10 protein-coding genes and 1 pseudogene are annotated in these 17,721 nt (G+C 55.5%); all 11 read left to right on the top strand.

Going from position 1 to position 17,721, the window contains the following annotated elements:
- Positions 1-227 precede the first annotated feature (227 nt).
- Positions 228-572 (top strand): YkgJ family cysteine cluster protein, encoded by a 345-nt coding sequence (locus WHS46_13615; protein ID MEJ5349712.1) that lies wholly within the window; start codon positions 228-230, stop codon positions 570-572.
- A gap of 61 nt (positions 573-633) precedes the next feature.
- Complete coding sequence (locus WHS46_13610; GenBank protein ID MEJ5349711.1) at positions 634-1,989, top strand: HlyD family efflux transporter periplasmic adaptor subunit; 1,356 nt, start codon at positions 634-636, stop codon at positions 1,987-1,989.
- A complete protein-coding gene (locus WHS46_13605; protein ID MEJ5349710.1) occupies positions 1,986-5,216 on the top strand; it encodes an efflux RND transporter permease subunit in 3,231 nt (1,076 codons plus the stop codon). Before WHS46_13610 ends, WHS46_13605 begins: the two co-directional genes overlap by 4 nt.
- Positions 5,217-5,249: 33 nt before the next feature.
- Positions 5,250-6,668 carry a TolC family protein gene (locus WHS46_13600; GenBank protein ID MEJ5349709.1) on the top strand — a complete coding sequence of 473 codons (1,419 nt, stop codon included), beginning with the start codon at positions 5,250-5,252 and terminating at the stop codon, positions 6,666-6,668.
- Positions 6,669-7,069: 401 nt separating this feature from the next.
- Positions 7,070-7,366 (top strand): 4Fe-4S binding protein, encoded by a 297-nt coding sequence (locus tag WHS46_13595; GenBank protein ID MEJ5349708.1) that lies wholly within the window; start codon positions 7,070-7,072, stop codon positions 7,364-7,366.
- A gap of 31 nt (positions 7,367-7,397) precedes the next feature.
- Positions 7,398-8,543, top strand: coding sequence for a 2-oxoacid:acceptor oxidoreductase subunit alpha (locus WHS46_13590; protein MEJ5349707.1), 1,146 nt, complete (start codon positions 7,398-7,400; stop codon positions 8,541-8,543).
- Positions 8,540-9,382 carry a 2-oxoacid:ferredoxin oxidoreductase subunit beta gene (locus tag WHS46_13585; protein MEJ5349706.1) on the top strand — a complete coding sequence of 281 codons (843 nt, stop codon included), beginning with the start codon at positions 8,540-8,542 and terminating at the stop codon, positions 9,380-9,382. The genes WHS46_13590 and WHS46_13585 overlap by 4 nt, the downstream gene beginning before the upstream one ends.
- Positions 9,383-9,398: 16 nt before the next feature.
- Positions 9,399-10,001 (top strand): 2-oxoacid:acceptor oxidoreductase family protein, encoded by a 603-nt coding sequence (locus WHS46_13580; GenBank protein ID MEJ5349705.1) that lies wholly within the window; start codon positions 9,399-9,401, stop codon positions 9,999-10,001.
- On the top strand, positions 9,998-13,354 hold the full coding sequence (locus WHS46_13575; protein MEJ5349704.1) for an FAD-dependent oxidoreductase: 3,357 nt from the start codon (positions 9,998-10,000) through the stop codon (positions 13,352-13,354). Before WHS46_13580 ends, WHS46_13575 begins: the two co-directional genes overlap by 4 nt.
- Before the next feature lie 25 nt (positions 13,355-13,379).
- Positions 13,380-14,963 carry a hydrogenase iron-sulfur subunit gene (locus tag WHS46_13570; GenBank protein ID MEJ5349703.1) on the top strand — a complete coding sequence of 528 codons (1,584 nt, stop codon included), beginning with the start codon at positions 13,380-13,382 and terminating at the stop codon, positions 14,961-14,963.
- A gap of 16 nt (positions 14,964-14,979) precedes the next feature.
- Positions 14,980-17,394 (top strand): annotated as a pseudogene (gene hdrA2, locus WHS46_13565) (CoB-CoM heterodisulfide reductase HdrA2).
- Positions 17,395-17,721 lie beyond the last annotated feature (327 nt).

Genomic DNA, 17,721 nt, shown 5'->3' with positions numbered 1-17,721 from the left:
ACCGGCCGACAAAAACCAAGCCAGCCGGCGAACCAACAAACCAACCGTCCATGCCTCGTGGGCCTTGTTGCCTAAAGCTCTTTCCGGCTCTATAGTCCGTCATGGAAGCCAAGGCCCGTTTAACGCGGACACCATACGACGGCAAGGCTCCACTGTGCAAGCTTGAGCTGAAACCATGCTCTTGAATGGCGAAAAGTGAAAACATCGCGGTACAGAAGGGAAACACCATGACCCTGGACGACCTGTACGCTGTCATTCCCGACATGCAATGCGTTCCCGGATGCACGGATTGCTGCCGCCTTTTCGGCGTCCCTTCCCGAACTTTAGAGGAAGACACCCGAATTCGAAACTTCTTGCGAGCTCAAGGACGTGACATTCTGACGGCACAGGGAACGACCTGTCCTTATCTTTCCGATCAGGGTTGCACCATCTACCCGGTTCGGCCTTTCACTTGTCGGCTCTTTGGAACAACTTCCAACCTGCTTTGTCCTCGAGGAGCTCGCCCGGTGGAATTACTTCATGAGGATCTGGAAGCTGAAATTCAGTATCGTTACCGTCTCCTTTGGCCTTAACCTCGAGGATCCTCGTAGATGATGCTCGATTCATGAACCTGACAGACCGAAAGCTTTGACTATGGATGCTCAAAAAACCATTGTGGGAGATCGCAAAGTTTTGTTTCGAATCACGGTCTGCAGTGCGATTCTCCTGGCCGGCATCGCCGTTATGGCAGCCCTGGCTTCCCTCAAGAAGCCTCCCGCGCAAGCCGAAATTCAAGAACAAGCCTATAAGGTGGAGGTCCTTGAAGCCCATCCCGAGAATGTGCCGGTGGTATTGACCGGTTACGGGGAAGTCCATGCCGTTCGTCATGTCCATGTGGCCTCGGAAGTGGCTGGAACGGTCATTGCCGTGCATCCTCGGCTGCTGGTGGGAGAAGTCATTCCTGAGGGAGAAGTCCTGTTTCAAATCGATCCACGGGATTATCGTTCGGCTCTTGCCGAAGCCGAGGCTTTGGTGTCCCAACTGGAAAGTACGGTGCTGCGTCTGAACAAGGAATGGGGTCTGGAAAAGCGGCGTCTGAGCATTCTCCAACGCAGCCGGGACTTAGCTTGGGCAGAATATCAGAGGCTTAAACAACTTTATGAAGAAAGCCGTGTGGGGACGAAGTCCGGAGTGGAAGCGGCTGAAAAGGCCTACAATCAAGCCCAGGACCAGTTGCAGCTATTGGAACAGAGCCTGGCGGTTTACCCGGTAAGGGTCCGCGAAGCGCAAAGCAGCCTGGAAGCCGCTCGCGCTCAACGCCAAAGGGCCTTGATCCAGTTGGAAAGGTGCACAGTTCGTGCCCCTTTTACAGCACGGATCGCATCCAAATCCATAGAACCGGGACAGTTTCTGAGTCCCGGCACGCTGGCTTTGACCCTTGCCGACGATTCCATTTCGGAAATCCTTGTGCCTCTAGACAGTGATGATGCCCGTCAGTGGCTTATCTTTGATGAAAAGTCTTCCACTACGGAGCTTTCGTGGTTTCAAGGTCTAAAACAAGTGCCATGTCAGGTGCGTTGGGTTGAAGACCCTCAAGGCCACCTTTGGAAAGGGTTCCTTCATCGTGTCGTGGCGTTTGACCGCACCAGCCGAACCCTCACCGTAGCCGTTCGTGTCCCCGGGGAAGAAGCTTCCCGCAAAGGAGCTTCTATACCCTTGGTGGAGGGCATGTTTTGCGTCGTCGACATTCCGGGCCGAACCCTGAACCAGGTGGTCCGGCTCCCTCAATGGGCTGTCACCTATGACAACAAGGTGTACCTGGCCGTCAACCGGCGTCTCAAGACGGTTTCGGTCCGAGTGGCTCGAATTCAGGGGGAAGAAGCTTTTATTTCGGAAGGCATTCACGACGGAGACTGGGTGATCGTCACACGGCTCGTGAACCCTCTTGAAAACATTCTTCTTGATGTGGCCCATTTGGACAAGGAACCCGCAAAGGAATCCAAACCATGAAATCTCTGCTGGCGGCTTTCGCCAGAAACAGGGTCTTTGCCAACATTGTCCTGGTCTTGATCTTTACGGCGGGCATCATGGCCGGCTTTTTTATGCTCAAGGAAAATTTTCCTGAGTTTTCCTTGGACATGATCACCGTGAGTGTGCCTTATCCCGGAGCCGACCCGGAAGAGGTGGAAGAAGGTATCTGCCGTAAGATCGAAGAGGCCCTGGAAGGGGTGGAAGGGATCAAGCAAATCACGACGCAGGCTCAGGAAAATGTGGGAACAGCCACCATCGAGGTCATGGAAAACGCCGACTTGCGCGTGGTGTTGGATCGTGTCAGGGCAAAAATTGACGCCATTTCCACCTTTCCCGTGGATGCCGAACAACCTGTGATCACGGATGTGACCCTAAGAAGTCCCATTGCCTTGGTGTACCTTTCAGGGGACATGAGCGAAGAACGCCTCAAGGAATGGGCCGAACGGGTCAAAGACGAGCTTCAGGCCCTTCCCGAAATCTCTCAGGTGGAAACCTTCGGTATCCGCGATTACGAAATCCATATAGAAGTTTCCGAACCCACCTTACGCCGCTACGGCCTCACCTTCGCTCAGGTGGCGGATGCCGTCCGCCGCAGCAACCTCAACATGGCCGGAGGGACCATTCGCACCGAAGGGGAAGAGATTCGCGTGCGAACCATGGGACGGCGTTACCGAGGCGAAGAACTAGCTTCCCTGGTGCTTCTTGCCACCCCTGACGGCGCCATGATTCCGCTGGGCCGTGTCGCCCGCATCGTGGACGGCTTCACGGAAGATCCCTTAAGAGCCTATGTCAACGGGCAACCGGCCGTGATGCTTATTGTCTTTAAAACATCCCAGGAAGACGCCTTGGCCATTTCCAGAGCCGTGAGCCGTTACGTGGAGCATAAGGCGAAGGAACTTCCGTCTTCTCTGCACATCAAGATTCTCTACGACACCACGGACATGCTGCGAGCCCGTATCAATCTTTTACTCAGAAACGGCCTTTACGGCCTAGCTCTTGTGCTCGTCCTTCTGTGGCTCTTTTTGGATCTTCACCTGGCCTTTTGGGTCGGTTTGGGTATTCCTGTGTCCATTGCCGGGGCTTTGGGCATCATTTGGGGGCTGGGAGGCACCATCAACATGATTTCCCTCTTTGCTCTCATCATGGTCTTGGGCATCGTGGTGGATGATGCCATCGTGGTGGGAGAATCCATTTTCGCCCAGCGACATAACGGAAAGCCGCCGCTAAAAGCCGCCGTGGAAGGGACTGCGGAAGTGGCTTTTCCCATCGTGGCCGCCGTGACCACCACCATCGTGGCCTTTATTCCTCTGGCCTTTGTTGGCGGTATCATGGGAAAATTTATCGCCATTCTTCCCCAGGTGGTCGTGGCCTGCCTGACCATCTCCTTAGTGGAATGCTTAACCTTGCTGCCGGCTCATCTCAACACCCTTCGTGACCCCAATCATCGTGAATCCACCTCTGGAAAGTTTCGATCGTTTTTTGACAGGGTGCAGGAAAAGGTTCAGCGAGGAACGGACGCGTTTATCGAACGAATCTATCTTCCTTCACTGCGGTTTTTCGTTCGATGGCGATACATTGGAATGTGCTCGGCCATTGCGGTGCTTTTGATCAGCATCGGTGTCATTCAAGGGGGCATTGTCAAGTTTGTGGTCTTTACCGAAATCGACGGGTTTGTGCTCAATGCCACCATTGAATTTCCGGAAGGCACCCCGGCGGAAGTGACCCAAGAGGCTGTCACTCGCGTGGAAAACGCCCTGTTGCGCCTGAACGACCGGCTCAAGACCCGCACCGGAAAGCCCATGTTAGTGGATCGCCTGGTGCTGGTAGGCCAAACCCTTGGACAGACGCCCGCCAAAGGTCCCCATTACGGAGCGATTCAAGCCATCCTTCTGGATTCCGAAGAACGGGGTATCCATTCCAAAGACATCATGGTGGCCTGGGAAAAGGAAACAGGGCTTATTCCCGGTATCAAGTCTTTGACTTTTGAGGGGATGGAAGCGGGACCACCGGGAGCGCCTATTGAAGTGTGGATTCAGGGAGAAAACATGGCCCATATCGTGGCCGCTTCCCACGAGCTGATGGAACGGCTTCGACAATTCGATGGGGTTTACCAGATTCGATCCGATTATGCAGCGGGTAAAAGGGAACTTCGACTACGTCTGAAACCCGAAGCCCGCACCTTGGGGCTGACGGTAGACGATTTGGCCCGCCAGATCTACGCAGGCTACTACGGTCAAGAAGCCCTTCGAATTCAACGCGGCCGGGATGATATTCGCGTCAAGGTGAGATACACGGAAGATGAACGTAACGACCTGTCACGACTGGACCAAGTTCGTATCCGCACACCAAACGGAGCCCAAGTGCCGCTACGGTCTGTCGCTTCTTTTGAATATGCGCCAGGATATGCCGTGATCACACGCACCGACGGTATGCGCCGTGTGGCCGTAAGTGCCGCGGTGGACAATGACCGAGCGAATGCCAACGAAATCTTTCAGGACCTTACGGCCAACTTTTTCCCGGCTTTGGAAAAACGCTACCCGGGTCTGCGTCTTGCCCAGCAAGGTGAAAAGAAAAAAATGCGAGAATCCCTTGCCAGCCTTAAAGTGGGCTTTCCTTTGGCGTTGCTCGGCATTTTCATCATTATCGCCACTATTTTTCGATCCTACGTGCAACCCTTAATCATTATGGTGACCATTCCCTTTGGGCTTATCGGCGCCGTCGTGGGCCATCTCCTCATGGGCTTTGATATCTCCATCATGAGCCTCTTCGGCATGGTGGCCCTCACCGGTGTGGTGGTAAACGACGCCATTGTGCTTATCGAACGGGTGAATGAAAACCTTGTGGAAGGCATGCGATTCTTTGAGGCTTTGATGGAAGCGGGCAGGCGCCGTTTTCGAGCAGTCATTCTGACCACGGTAACCACCGTGGGAGGGCTCATGCCCATGATTCTGGAAACGGACTTTCAAGCGCGATTCCTTATTCCCATGGCCGTGACCCTGGCTGCGGGTGTGGCTTTTGCCACCATGCTTACCTTGGTGCTGATTCCATCTCTGCTGGCAATCCTCAATGATGTGCGTTTGTTGTTGTATCGTGCTCGAAAAGGCCGGTGGCCTCAACGTCGAGAAGATGTGGAACCGGCGAGGTTACGCCGCAATAACCACATGGAAACAACTCCTTCCAGCGTCGTGGATTCTCTGGCCGCCTGAAACTTGAAAGAATTTCAAAAAGGAAAGCAAAGCATGCGACACCCACGGATTCATCTTCGGCACAGTCTGGTCCTGCTTTGTTTCTTTCTTGTTCAGCTCCCTGTTGGAATTCCGGCCGAAACATCGGCACCCCTCAAGGAAACCTTCTCGTTTCCGGCTTCCGTTCCACTCCCCGCCGTCTTGGATCTTAAGACCGCTCAGCGTTTGGCTCTGCAGGGAAACCCGTCTCTTGAAGCCGCTCAAGCTCGAGCGGCTCAGGCCCGCGAAAAGGTTCGGCAGGCATGGTCGAGGTATCTACCACGGCTGGAAGGATCGGCCAGCGCCAGCCGTGTCAAGCCGGCCGAAAACCAAGGTCGGGATTTTCCCATTTCCGGCTTTTCTTCCATCACTTCGGGAACAATCCCTACAGCACGGGAAGATGTTTATCGCGCCGGCCTCAATGCCACCCTCACCCTTTTTGACGGCTTCCACAGAGAATTCACTCTGGCCGCGGCCCGCTTCAACGAACAAGGTTCTCAAGCGGCGTATCGGGAAGCACAGCGGGTGCTTTTGAGCGCCGTCGCCGACAGTTATTTTTTGGCCCAACTGGCCCGCCAACGCCGCATCATCGCCCAAGCCGATGAAGCCTTTAACGACCGGCAACTTAAGGACGCCCAAGCTCGAGAAGCTCTAGGAGTGGGTTCCCTAAGCGATGTTCTGAATTTTCAGGTGCAGGCCAATCTGGCTCGAGCACAAAAGATTCAAGCCGACCAAGAAGAACGTGTGGCCCTCACCGGCCTGGCCGCTCTGATGGGACTACCCGAAGGCACCTTGAACGAGCACACTTCTCTCGCTCCTTTGGAAGAACCGGATCCCGCACTGCTCCAAGTCCCATCCGTTCAGGAGGCTCTTGATGATGCCCTCAAATATCGCCCGGACCTGAAACAGGCCCGTTTCGCCCTGAAAGCCGCCCAAGCGCTTGTAAAATCGACACAATCTCGTTTCTCTCCATCACTCAACCTGTTTGGAACCGTGGAAGGATCCCGCACCAACGATGCCTCGATGGAGCAGGACGATTTCGGATCCAGTGTAGGCGTGGCGATGGTGGTGCCTCTTTTTTCCGGAGGTGAAGACTTCTTTAGAGTTCGTGAAGCACAACAATTTCAAAGGGAAGCTCAAAAGGTCTTGCATCAGGTCAGAATCGATGCAGCCAAAGAAGTGCAGGAGGCCGTGGCGCAAATTCTCGGGGCTCAAGAACAATTCCGGCTTCAAAAGGAAAACGCGGCTTTAGTTCAAAAAACACGAGACCTGGTGGAAAAGGAATACGCCGTGGGGCAAGCTTCCCTTGTGCGTCTCACGCAAGCCCAACGAGACCTGGTCCAAGCTCAAAGCCAATTGGCCCAAAGTCGTATCGCCTTGGAAAATGCATGGGTGCGACTGCGCGCCGCCACGGGTCGAATTCTTGAAGATTGAGTCCCTAGACGCGAAGGCAAAGGAAAAGACACTTTGTCACGGGATTTGTGATGAAAACTGTGGTCACCCTCCCTCGAAAGCCGAGGGGGAAATCAGCCATGGGTTCGGAACCCTAGCCTTCCAGGCGTTCAGGTTCCAAGTTTAGGACCCGATCCTCAAAGCACACCTATCGGCTCACGTCTGTCAGAAACCCCAAATCCTCTTATCCCTCCGTCAAAAACCAGGGGGGATAAGGTGTAGTTAAGAAGGATTCACAAAAAATTTCTTGACAGCATGGGCGGCTCTGTTTTCTAGTGCCTGACCTAGGCGCTTTGGGTCCAGGTTTTATCAGTATCCAGAGCCCAATAAACCATGAGGGAAAAAAAGACAGGGGCAACTCATCAGCCGTTGAGGGTCTTTTTATGAAATTCTGGCGAACCCCTTTGGACGTGGATGAGATTCAAATCTCTCGGGGTCTGGTGGTCATCATCGAGGATCGGTGCAAGGGATGCGGTTACTGCATCGCCTTTTGTCCTCGGGATGTTTTGCAGGAATCCAAGCGTTTTAACGCCAAGGGGTATCACCCTCCGGAAGTGAAGCATCCGGAAGCCTGCGTCAATTGTCATTATTGCGAAATCATTTGTCCGGATCTGGCCATTTTTTCCGTGGAAATGCCACCTGAATCTTCAAGCATGAACGGCTTTGCCGCAAATTCTTGAGCCGGGTCTTCAACGACGTGGAGGTCCAAGCATGAAACCAGCGGTCTGGACCGGCGAACATTTCATCACAGGAGATGTCGCCTGTGCCGAAGGGGCCTTGGCGGCGGGATGCCGTTTTTTTGCCGGTTATCCCATCACACCGGCCACGGAAATTGCCGAGCATATGTCCCATCGGTTGCCTGATGTGGGCGGCACCTATATTCAGATGGAAGACGAAATCGCGGCCATGGCCGCCGTGTTGGGGGCTTCCTGTGCCGGAGTCAAGAGCATGACGGCCACTTCAGGGCCTGGATTCAGTTTGATGATGGAAAACATCGGCCTGGGTATTTGTACGGAAACCCCCTGTGTGGTGGTCAATGTGCAAAGGGCCGGACCTTCCACAGGTCTTCCCACGCTCGGCGCTCAAGGGGACATGATGCAGGCACGCTGGGGTTCCCACGGGCATTACGAAATCATCGCCCTGGCTCCGGTATCCCCGCAGGAAATGTTTTACCACACCATCACGGCGTTCAATTTGAGCGAAAAATATCGGCTTCCGGTCCTCATCATGGCCGATGAGGTTGTCGGGCATTTGAGCGAAAAGGTTGTCATTCCTGAAGCTTCCGCTATTCGAACGGTGTCTCGGCGTCAGCCCAAGGGACGCAAGGACCGTTACAAGCCTTTTTGTCCAGGTCCAGACGGCGTCGCTCCCATGGCCCATGCCGGAGACGGGTACCGGATTCACGTGACGGGGCTGACCCACGATGAACGAGGCTATCCTGTAATGACGGCCGAATGCCACGCCGCCATGGTGGATCGCCTCATCGGAAAAATTCGCCGCAATCTCAAAGACATTCTCCGTACGGAATCGTATCGTTTGGATGACGCCGAGGTGGCTCTGGTTTCTTACGGCGTCTCTTGCCGAAGCAGCTTGGCGGCGGTAGATGAAGCCCGTGCCCAGGGTATCAAGGCAGGGTTGCTTCGCCTGATCACCGTCTGGCCTTTTCCCGAAGAAACGGTCGAGGAACTGTCGCGGCGCATGAAAGCTCTGGTGACGGTGGAAATCAATCTCGGGCAAATCCATCTGGAAGTGGAACGATGCGCCAAGGGTCGAGTCCCTTGCCATATGGTAGGGCATGCCGGCGGCAGCGTCATTCCTCCAGAACAGATCGTTCAGGCCATAAAGGATATTCGATGAAAAAATCCAAGGCCTCTTTGAACCATCCTTTAGATCCTTTGGTGCGCACGGATCGCGTGCCGCATATTTGGTGTCCCGGATGCGGCATCGGCACGGCCTTTTCGGCCTGCTTGATGGCACTGACCCACAGCGGTCTGAATCTGGACAAGACCGTGATGGTATCCGGAATCGGGTGTTCCGGTCGCGCGGCTGGGTACGCCAGGTTGGATTCTTATCACACCACGCATGGTCGAGCCATTCCCTTTGCCACGGGTATGAAACTGGCCAGGCCGGAACTGCAGGTCATTGTCTTTAGCGGTGATGGAGACCTGTTTGCCATCGGCGGCAATCACATCATTCATGCCGCCCGCCGTAACATCGATCTTGTGGTGCTGTGCGTGAACAATCTCAATTACGGCATGACCGGAGGCCAGGTAGCCGCCACCACGCCTCCTTTGGCCAAAACCACCACGACTCCTCGAGGCAATCCCGAACGGCCCTTCAATCTGCCTCTTCTGGTCTATGCCGCCGGAGCCACCTATGTGGCTCGCTGGACCATTTTGCACACCCGGGATCTCACCCAATCCATTCAAGAAGCTCTTCATCACAAAGGCTTTGCCTTCATTGAGGTCTTAGCCCCGTGCCCCACGGGTTACGGTCGTCGCAACAAGGAACGCCCTTTGGACACTCTGAAGATCTACCAGAACAGAACCATCGTGAAAAACGGAGCCAACCCCGCCGAAGCGACCATGGATTTTGAACGCGGCATTGTTTTGGGCAAATTTGTCGAGGAACAACGCCCCACCTGCATTGAAATGTACGATCGAACATGCCGTCTGATAGATGCGGCAACCCATTAAAAAAGGATGGCCTCTCATGAAAGCCGGTGCCGTGCAGGGCATGCACAAGGAAATTCTTTTTACCGGATTTGGCGGACAGGGCATCGTGTTGGCCGGGATGATCGTCGGGCGTGCCGCGAGTCTGGGTGATCGTCGTGAAAGCACCTTGACCCAATCTTACGGGCCTGAAGCTCGAGGCGGTGCCTGCAGCGCTCAGGTCATCATCGCCGATAAACCCATTCACTACCCTTACGTTCGACGTCCGGACATTCTCGTGTGCCTGTCCCAGGGAGGCTACGACAAATACATCGCCATGCTCAAACCCGACGGGCTTTTGCTGCTGGACCAGGACCTGGTACGCTCTCATGGGGAACGAGGCGAAAACCTTTTCGCCATTCCCGCCACACGCTTTGCCGAAGAATTGGGCCGGCGCATGATGGCCAACATTGTCATGGTGGGTTTCTTTACGGCCGTCTCCCAGGCCGTTTCACCGGAAGCTGCACGCACTACGGTGCAGGATGTGGTTCCCAAAGGGACCGAAAAGATGAACCTGGCTGCTTTTGACAAGGGCTATGAGTACGGACTGGCCGTCCTCAAAGGGCGGCGCAAGAAAGAGTCCGGGGAGAAAGACGTGGCATGAAGGAAAGCGCCAAGGACCGACTGCACAAGGTGCTGGTGATCGGAGCCAATCCGGCCGGGCTTGCCGCAGCCAACAAGTTGGGTGAAATGGGTGTGCCCGTGACGCTGGTGGATCCAGACCCGGATCTCAATGCCAAACTGGCCCGCGACGTGTGGCGACTGCCTTCAGGGCTTCCTTTAAATTTCGCTCATCGTCCCGGTTTGCTTCGTATTTTGAGAAATCCTCAGATTCGATGCCTGCTTCCAGCTCAGGTCACATCCATCAAGCACTCGTCCCAAGGATTCTCGGCACGTCTTCTTGTCCAACCTACCTACGTGAATGAGGACCGGTGCACACTGTGCGGCCGATGTCTGGAAACATGCCCTGTGACAGATGCCGACGGCAACAAACCGGTGCATCTGGACAGTCGTTACATGCTTCCTGGAAGAGCGGTCATCGACAAACGCCGGCGTCCTCTATGCCAGGAAGCCTGCCCCTTGAACGTGAACGTTCAAGGGTATCTCGCTTTGACCCGTGCAGGTCTTTATGCGGAAGCCTTGGAACTTATTCGGCGGGACAATGTGCTGCCTGCCATATGTGGTCGTGTCTGCACGCACCCGTGTGAAGCCGCCTGCCGTCGATCGGACCTGGACGGAGCTGTGGCCATCAAGGACATCAAACGTTTTCTTGCGGATGAAGCGCCATCGGTTTCCACTGCCCACACGGCCCCTCGCAGGCCCGAAAAAATCGCCGTTATCGGGTCCGGCCCGGCCGGATTGGCCGCCGCGGCGGATCTGGCTCGATGGGGCTACACCGTGACCATCTTTGAAAAAGAAGCCCAGCTGGGTGGATTGCTTCGTTACGGCATTGGGCCTCATCGCCTGCCTCGGGACGTTTTGGATCGAGAAATTCAATGGATTCAATCCCTCGGGGTGCGCATGATCACCTCCCATGCCGTGGATCTGAGCCGACTGGACACATTGTCTCAAGACTATGACGCTGTGATCGTGGCCGTAGGCACCTGGAAAGACCGTTCGCTTGGAGTTCCGGGCGAAGACCTTGACGGGGTGCATGGGTGCGTCGAGTTTTTGTCCTCGGTGCATCGAGGCGAGGTTTCCCATCTGCCGGAAGATGTGGTGGTTATCGGAGACGGGAACGCCGCCTTTGATCTGGCTCGAGTGCTGGTGCGCCTTAAGGCTCGAGTGACCCTTCTGTCCTGGTTTCCCAAAGATCTGATTCCGGCGGATCCCGAGGAAGTCAAGGAAGCTCGTCTGGAAGGTGTTCGGGTGATCGACCGCACACGGGTGACGGCTTTTCTTGGAGAAAACGGTCGATTGACGCATCTGCGCTGTGTGGAAACCATTCCCGGTCCTCCCGATGCCAAGGGAATCCCGTGGCCGGTGACCAAGCCCGGAGCCCAACCCTTCCTTAGGCCGTGCCGTCGTGCCTTTGTGGCTATCGGGCAGCAACCCGATGCCACTGTTTTCGGGGTTCCGGCTCCGGCCCTTGCCGTGAACGCCCAGGGACTTCTCATCGTCGATACCCAGGGAGGCACATCCCGTGCCGGTATCTATGCCGCAGGGGATGTGGTCTCGGGACCTTCTTCGGTGGTCCAGGCGATGGCGTCGGGACGGCGGGCTGCTTTGGCCGTTCATAGAACTTTGTCCTGCGAAGACGTGAAACCCGTCTCCATTCGCCCTGAAAATCGAGAACTTCGACCCATTCCCGAAAACCTTGTGTTTCGTGGACGACCGGCTTCCGCCCATGTGGACCCATCGCGCCGCACCTGTGATTTCAGCGAAGTCTGCTTGGGGCTTTCCGAGGTTCAGGTGCATTCGGAAGCTGAACGCTGTCTGCAATGCGGTGTCTGTGCCGAATGCCTCCAGTGCCTTGAAGTCTGTAACGGCTGTGGCGCCGTCAATCATGGGCAGGTGGTTCAGGAAGTGGTCGAACAGGCCGGTGTGGTCATCTTGGCGGACCCCAATCTGGCTCCATCCATTCGCGGTGAAGATGTGCTCAGGGCCTACAGCCCCAAGGGATTTGGCCGAGAAGACGTGTATGCCATGATGCTGCGGGGTTTCGCCGCAGCTGGAGAAGCCATGGTGCTTCTCGGAGAGAACGCCCAACGCATGAAAGGCCATGGCTTGTCTTTTGTCCCACCGGATCCTCCCTTGGCCTCGCAGGTGCGTATTGGTGTCTTTGTCTGCCGCTGCAACGATTCCCTAGGCTGGTCCGAGGCCATGACAGACTATGTGACGTCCTTGCGGGATCGGCCCGATATAGTGCACGCGGAAGTGCTCCCTTCCGCCTGCAACCCTGAAAAAACTCGATATCTTGTGCAAACCATTCGAGAAAAGGGACTGACACGTGTGGTCCTGGCCTCTTGTGTGTGTTGCCCTCTGGATTTTGTGTGCAGCGCCTGCACGGATCAGCGCAGCCGATTGAAGTCAGCTCTTTTTAACGCCACCGGAATCAGCCGAGCCATGGTGGAAACCTGTAACCTGCGCGGAGAAGCTCTTCGGTTTTTGGCCCAGGGACAAGACATCGCCTTTGAACGTTTCAAGGGGCTTCTGGAACGATCCATCGGGCGAACACGAAAATTGAAGCCCATGCCCGCGCCGGCCCGACCTTATAATTTCACCACAGCCGTTATCGGCTCATCGTCCGCGGCCTTAAAAAGTGCTTTGACTTTGACCCAATGCGGCATGGATGTTTTGCTTTTCACCGGAACTCAAGAAGAAGCCGACGAAGAAGCCATGCCGAACCATCCCAATGTTCAAGTGTTTCGGAACGCGGACATCAGGGGACTCAAAGGCACGGTCGGCTCTTTTCACATCATGGCCTTCATCGACGGTGTTCCGCAGGTGTTTCATGCCGGAGCGGTCATTTTGGGAGAAAGATCTCGTCGTCGCATCCCTTATGTCCCTTACGAAAATCTGCCGCCACGCCCCGTGGAATGGACCATGCAACGGCGGGGGGTTCCTGGAGTGCCCTTTTTCTATCCCGGAGCCACATCGGTTCCCGGACTCTTTTTGGCCAACCCGCCCGGGATTCCCATTTCCCAAAGGATTAAAGGGGCGGCAGCGGCGGTTTTGGCGGCGGCCGTGATGCCACGGCGCCCACGTCACAGCAAAGGTTATACAGTGACCATCGATGCGTCTCGATGCCGCGGATGCGGCCGATGCGCCGAAGTGTGTCCGCACCATGCCGTCAGTATTTATCAAAACGAATGGGGATACGGCACCGCCTCGGTGGATGAAGCCCTCTGTAAAGGATGCGGCAACTGCATCGCCATGTGCCCGTCCAACGCCGCCGACAGTCCGTATCGGGATCGGACCGTTTTGGAACAGATGATTCAGGAAATTCTGGCATGAGCCACTGAGGTCATGGATATCCATCATGAATAAACTCCATGTGGTCTTGTTCTTGTGTAACTGGGGACCTCACGCCGCCTTTCAGACCCTTCAGGACCGAAAGGATGCGATCCCCGAAGAAATCCGTATGGTCCGCGTGCCCTGCAGCGGTCGTGTCACTCGAGCTCTGATCCTCAAATGCTTTGAAATGGGTGCCGACGGCGTGCTTTTGGCCGGATGCGAAACCGGATCCTGCCGATACGGCATGGGAAGTTCGGCGGCCTTGTCCCGCATCAAGTATATGCGGAATGTTTTGAAGATGCTTGGTCTTGGGGAAGATCGACTGCGATGGGGCGGGTTTCTCCCCGACGACGCTTCCAATATGCTGGCTTTTTTGGAAGGATTTTGCCGAGATCTTCGTGCTTTGGGAAAAACACCGATCCTTTCTAAAACTTTGGGGCAGAAACCCCAGGTTTCAGAAACGGCCGTAGCATCGCTTTTGACAAGGCATGATATCTATGCCTGCCAGGATTGCGGCAAATGCTCTTCCGCCTGTCCTTTGACCTTAACCGGCAAAACGTTTTCACCGCGCGGCATGGCCACGCATTTGATGACCGGCGCCTTGGAGGCCCCGGAAGTGCTCAGTGGTCTTTGGAGCTGCATCACCTGTGGCCTTTGCGACGATCGTTGCCCGTCCGGAGTGCATTTTCCGGACTTTATTCGCGATCTTCGATCCCTCTATGGTTCCGGAAATGATTCGCTCCCCTTGGCGCACGGCGGATTTTTTCAGTCCTTGATGCGTACCATGACCTCCCCGGATCTTCAGCCGCAACGGTGGGATGATCTAGAAGCCGGCATTGAGGTGGATTCGGAAAGTCCGGTGTTGTTCTTTGGAGGATGCGCTCCCTATTTTGACACGTATTTCACGCGGTTTCCGGAAGTGCGTACCAATGTCGTTCTTCAGGATGCCCTGCGTCTTTTGAACTTTTTCGACATCCGTCCCCGGGTTCTTCCCCACGAACGTTGTTGTGGGCATGATCTGCTCTGGTCGGGAGATCGGGAAAACTTCTTGAAACTGGCACGCCTCAATACCGAAGCCTTTCACGCCGCCGGGATTCGGGAAATCATCACGGCTTGTCCTGAATGTTACCATACCCTGGCCCACCACTATCCAGAACACGGCCTGAATCTTCCGTGTCGCGTGAGGCACATCCTTGAAGTGGCCGAAGAACATATTGCCAAAGGGGCCATCGGATTCAAGGATTTCAACCGAAAAGTCACCTTTCAGGATCCCTGCCGGCTCAGTCGTTTGGAAAAGAAAGCGGACCTTCCACGTAAACTTCTGGAACGCCTGGCCCTCGCCGGCTTTAAGGAAATGGCGGATCAAGGGCAGTCGGCCCTGTGCTGCGGTAATTGCGCCTGGACCGGGTGCGACCGCCACACCAAGGCACTGCAGCTCAAGCGCTTACGCCAGGCTAAAGATACAGGCAGTGATCTTCTGGTGACAGCCTGCCCGAAATGCCAGATTCATCTTCGATGTGCCATGGAAGATCCCTTTCATGGAAAAGAACTCAGCATGGAAATGATGGATCTCACCTCGCTTCTGGCGAAAACGATTCAATGGGAATGACAAGGAGAAGAACCCCATGGATGCCTCCGGCTTTTTGTCCACACCGCCTCGAGTCGGCGTCTATGTATGCCATTGCGGGTTAAACATCGCGAAGGTCGTAGATTGCAGCGCCGTCGCTCGCAATGTTCAGGATATGGAAGACGTGGTGGTGGCTCGAGAAGTCCCTTACGCCTGTTCCGAACCCGGCCAACAGGTCATCAAACAGGACATCGAAAGCCTCGGGCTCAATCGTGTGGTGGTGGCTTCCTGTTCCCCTCGACTGCATGAAACCACCTTTCGTCAGATGATGCGGGATGCCGGGCTCAATCCTTTTCTGTTGGAAATGGCGAACCTTCGAGAACAGTGCAGCTGGGTGCACATGCACGACCCTCAAGCCGCCACCGCAAAAGCCACAGACCTGGCCCGTATGGCCGTCTCCCGCGTGCGTCACCTTTATCCGCTGCATCCTCAGCGTGTGCCCCTCACAAAAAAAACCCTTGTCATCGGAGGCGGTGTGGCGGGCATTCAGGCGGCCCTGGATCTTGCCGACAGCGGCTTTGACGTCGTTTTGGTGGAAAAAAGGCCGAGCATCGGCGGCATGATGGCGCAGTTGGACAAGACCTTTCCAACCATGGACTGTTCCATCTGAATTCTCGGGCCGAAAATGGCAGATGCCGGTCGGCATCCTCGCATCACCCTTTTGACCCTGAGTGAAGTCACCGATATTTCGGGTTATGTTGGAAATTTTCGAGTGAAAATTCTTAAGAAGGCCCGTTACGTGGATGAAAAGGCGTGCACAGCCTGCGGGGAATGTGCTCGAGTCTGCCCGGTGGTGCGTCCGGACGAATTCAATCAGGGCCTCTCATCCCGAAAAGCCATCTATTCCCCGTTTCCGCAGGCGGTCCCTTCAGCGTATGTGCTCAACGCTCACGAATGCCTTGGGCACAATCCGGCGGTATGCGCCAAATGTGTTGCCGTGTGCGAAAAGGGCTGCATTCATTTCGATATGTCCGACCAAGAAATCGAAGTCACCGTCGGAACCGTTGTGGTCGCCATCGGCATGGAAAGTTATGATCCCACGGAACTGGATGAATACGGATACACCCGCTTTCCCAATGTGCTTACCAGTCTGGAATTGGAACGCCTCATCAATGCGGCGGGGCCGACCAAAGGACACGTAATCCGCCTCTCGGACCGCAAGCCTCCACGTTCCATAGGCTTCGTTCAATGCGTCGGATCCCGGTCCGCTCGAAAAGGCCACGGTTATTGTTCCAACGTGTGTTGCATGAATACCATCAAGAGCACTTTGGTGCTTAAGGAACATGATCCTGCATTGGACGTTAAGGTATTTTACATCGATATTCGAGCCTTTGGAAAAGGGTTTGAAGATTTGTACACGCGCAGTCGACGCATGGGTGTCCGTTATATTCGAGGACTTCCCGGCACGGTGGAAGAACGCCCTGACGGAGGGTTACGGGTCGCCGTGGAAAATGCGGCCACCGGGCGTTTGGAATTTCATGATCTGGACATGCTCGTTTTGGCCGTCGGCATGCAACCCTCGGAAAGCACGCGAAAGATTCAAGAAATGCTCGGCTTGCAGCTCACCCCCGACGGTTTCTTTCTCGAGGCCCATCCCAAACTGCAACCGGTCGATGCCGCCACACGAGGCATCTTCTTTGCCGGGTGCGCCGAAGGTCCCAAAGACATCAAGGACAGTGTGACGCAGGCTTCCGCGGCGGCGGCTCGAGCCATGCGCCTCATGCAATGGGGGGAAATCCTTACCGATCCCATTACCGCCGAAGTGGTTACGGAACACTGTATCTCCTGCGGACGATGCGCCCAAGTGTGCCCCTACAATGCCATTGCCGTTGACAAGAAAAAGAAAACGGCGGCTGTGGTCACGGCGGCGGCCTGTGCCGGATGCGGAACATGCGCCGCGGAATGTCCCACAAACGCCATCGTCATGAACCATTTCACCGACGCTCAGATTGTGGGGCAGATCGAAACCCTGCTGGCTGAAAAACCCCACGAAAAGATTCTGACCTTTGCATGTAACTGGTGTTCCTATGCTGGAGCCGACAATGCGGGCGTGTCCCGACTACAGTATCCACCCAACGCTCGGCTCATTCGAACCATGTGTTCTGGAAGGGTAGCCGAATCCTTTATTTGGCATGCGTTCCGTCAAGGAGCCCCGGTGGTTTTGGTAAGCGGCTGCCACATCGGGGACTGCCACTACATCAACGCCAATCATTGGACGGAAAAGCGCATTGAAAAGGTAAGAAAGAAAATGGAAAAGCTGGGTCTTCGCCCGGAAAGACTGCAGTTGGCGTGGGTGAGTGCTGCGGAAGCGGTGCGCTTTGCCGGCATCATGAACGACATGGAACGGCTTCGGCAAAGCGTCACCGAGGAAGAAATCGCCGAAACCGTGCGTATTCTCACGGAAAAAAGCCAGGGAACCCAAACACAGGCAGCGCATACCGAAACGGCATCACCGTCGACGTTCGATGTTCCCCCCACTCCGTGAAGACTTTACGCGGAAAAGCGAGGAGGCTAGAAGGCTGTCCGAAAACTCGCAAGAGCAAGGTCTCTTGCCGTCTCAAGGTAGTGGCGAGGCGGCGCCTCGCCCCTGCGAGCCTGAAACTGCGTCTTTTCCCGAAAGGGCCGGCCTTCGGCCCACCGTTTGTGGGGGCGAGCCGCTGCACGCCCAAGGAGAAGTTCACGATCATTCCTGAAGGGGCGGACCGATGTGTCGGCCCTTCAGGCATTGAGGCACGTCAAT

The organism is Desulfosoma sp., assembly GCA_037481875.1.
Classification (GTDB): domain Bacteria; phylum Desulfobacterota; class Syntrophobacteria; order Syntrophobacterales; family DSM-9756; genus Desulfosoma.
This window is presented reverse-complemented; position numbering and strand designations above follow the sequence as displayed.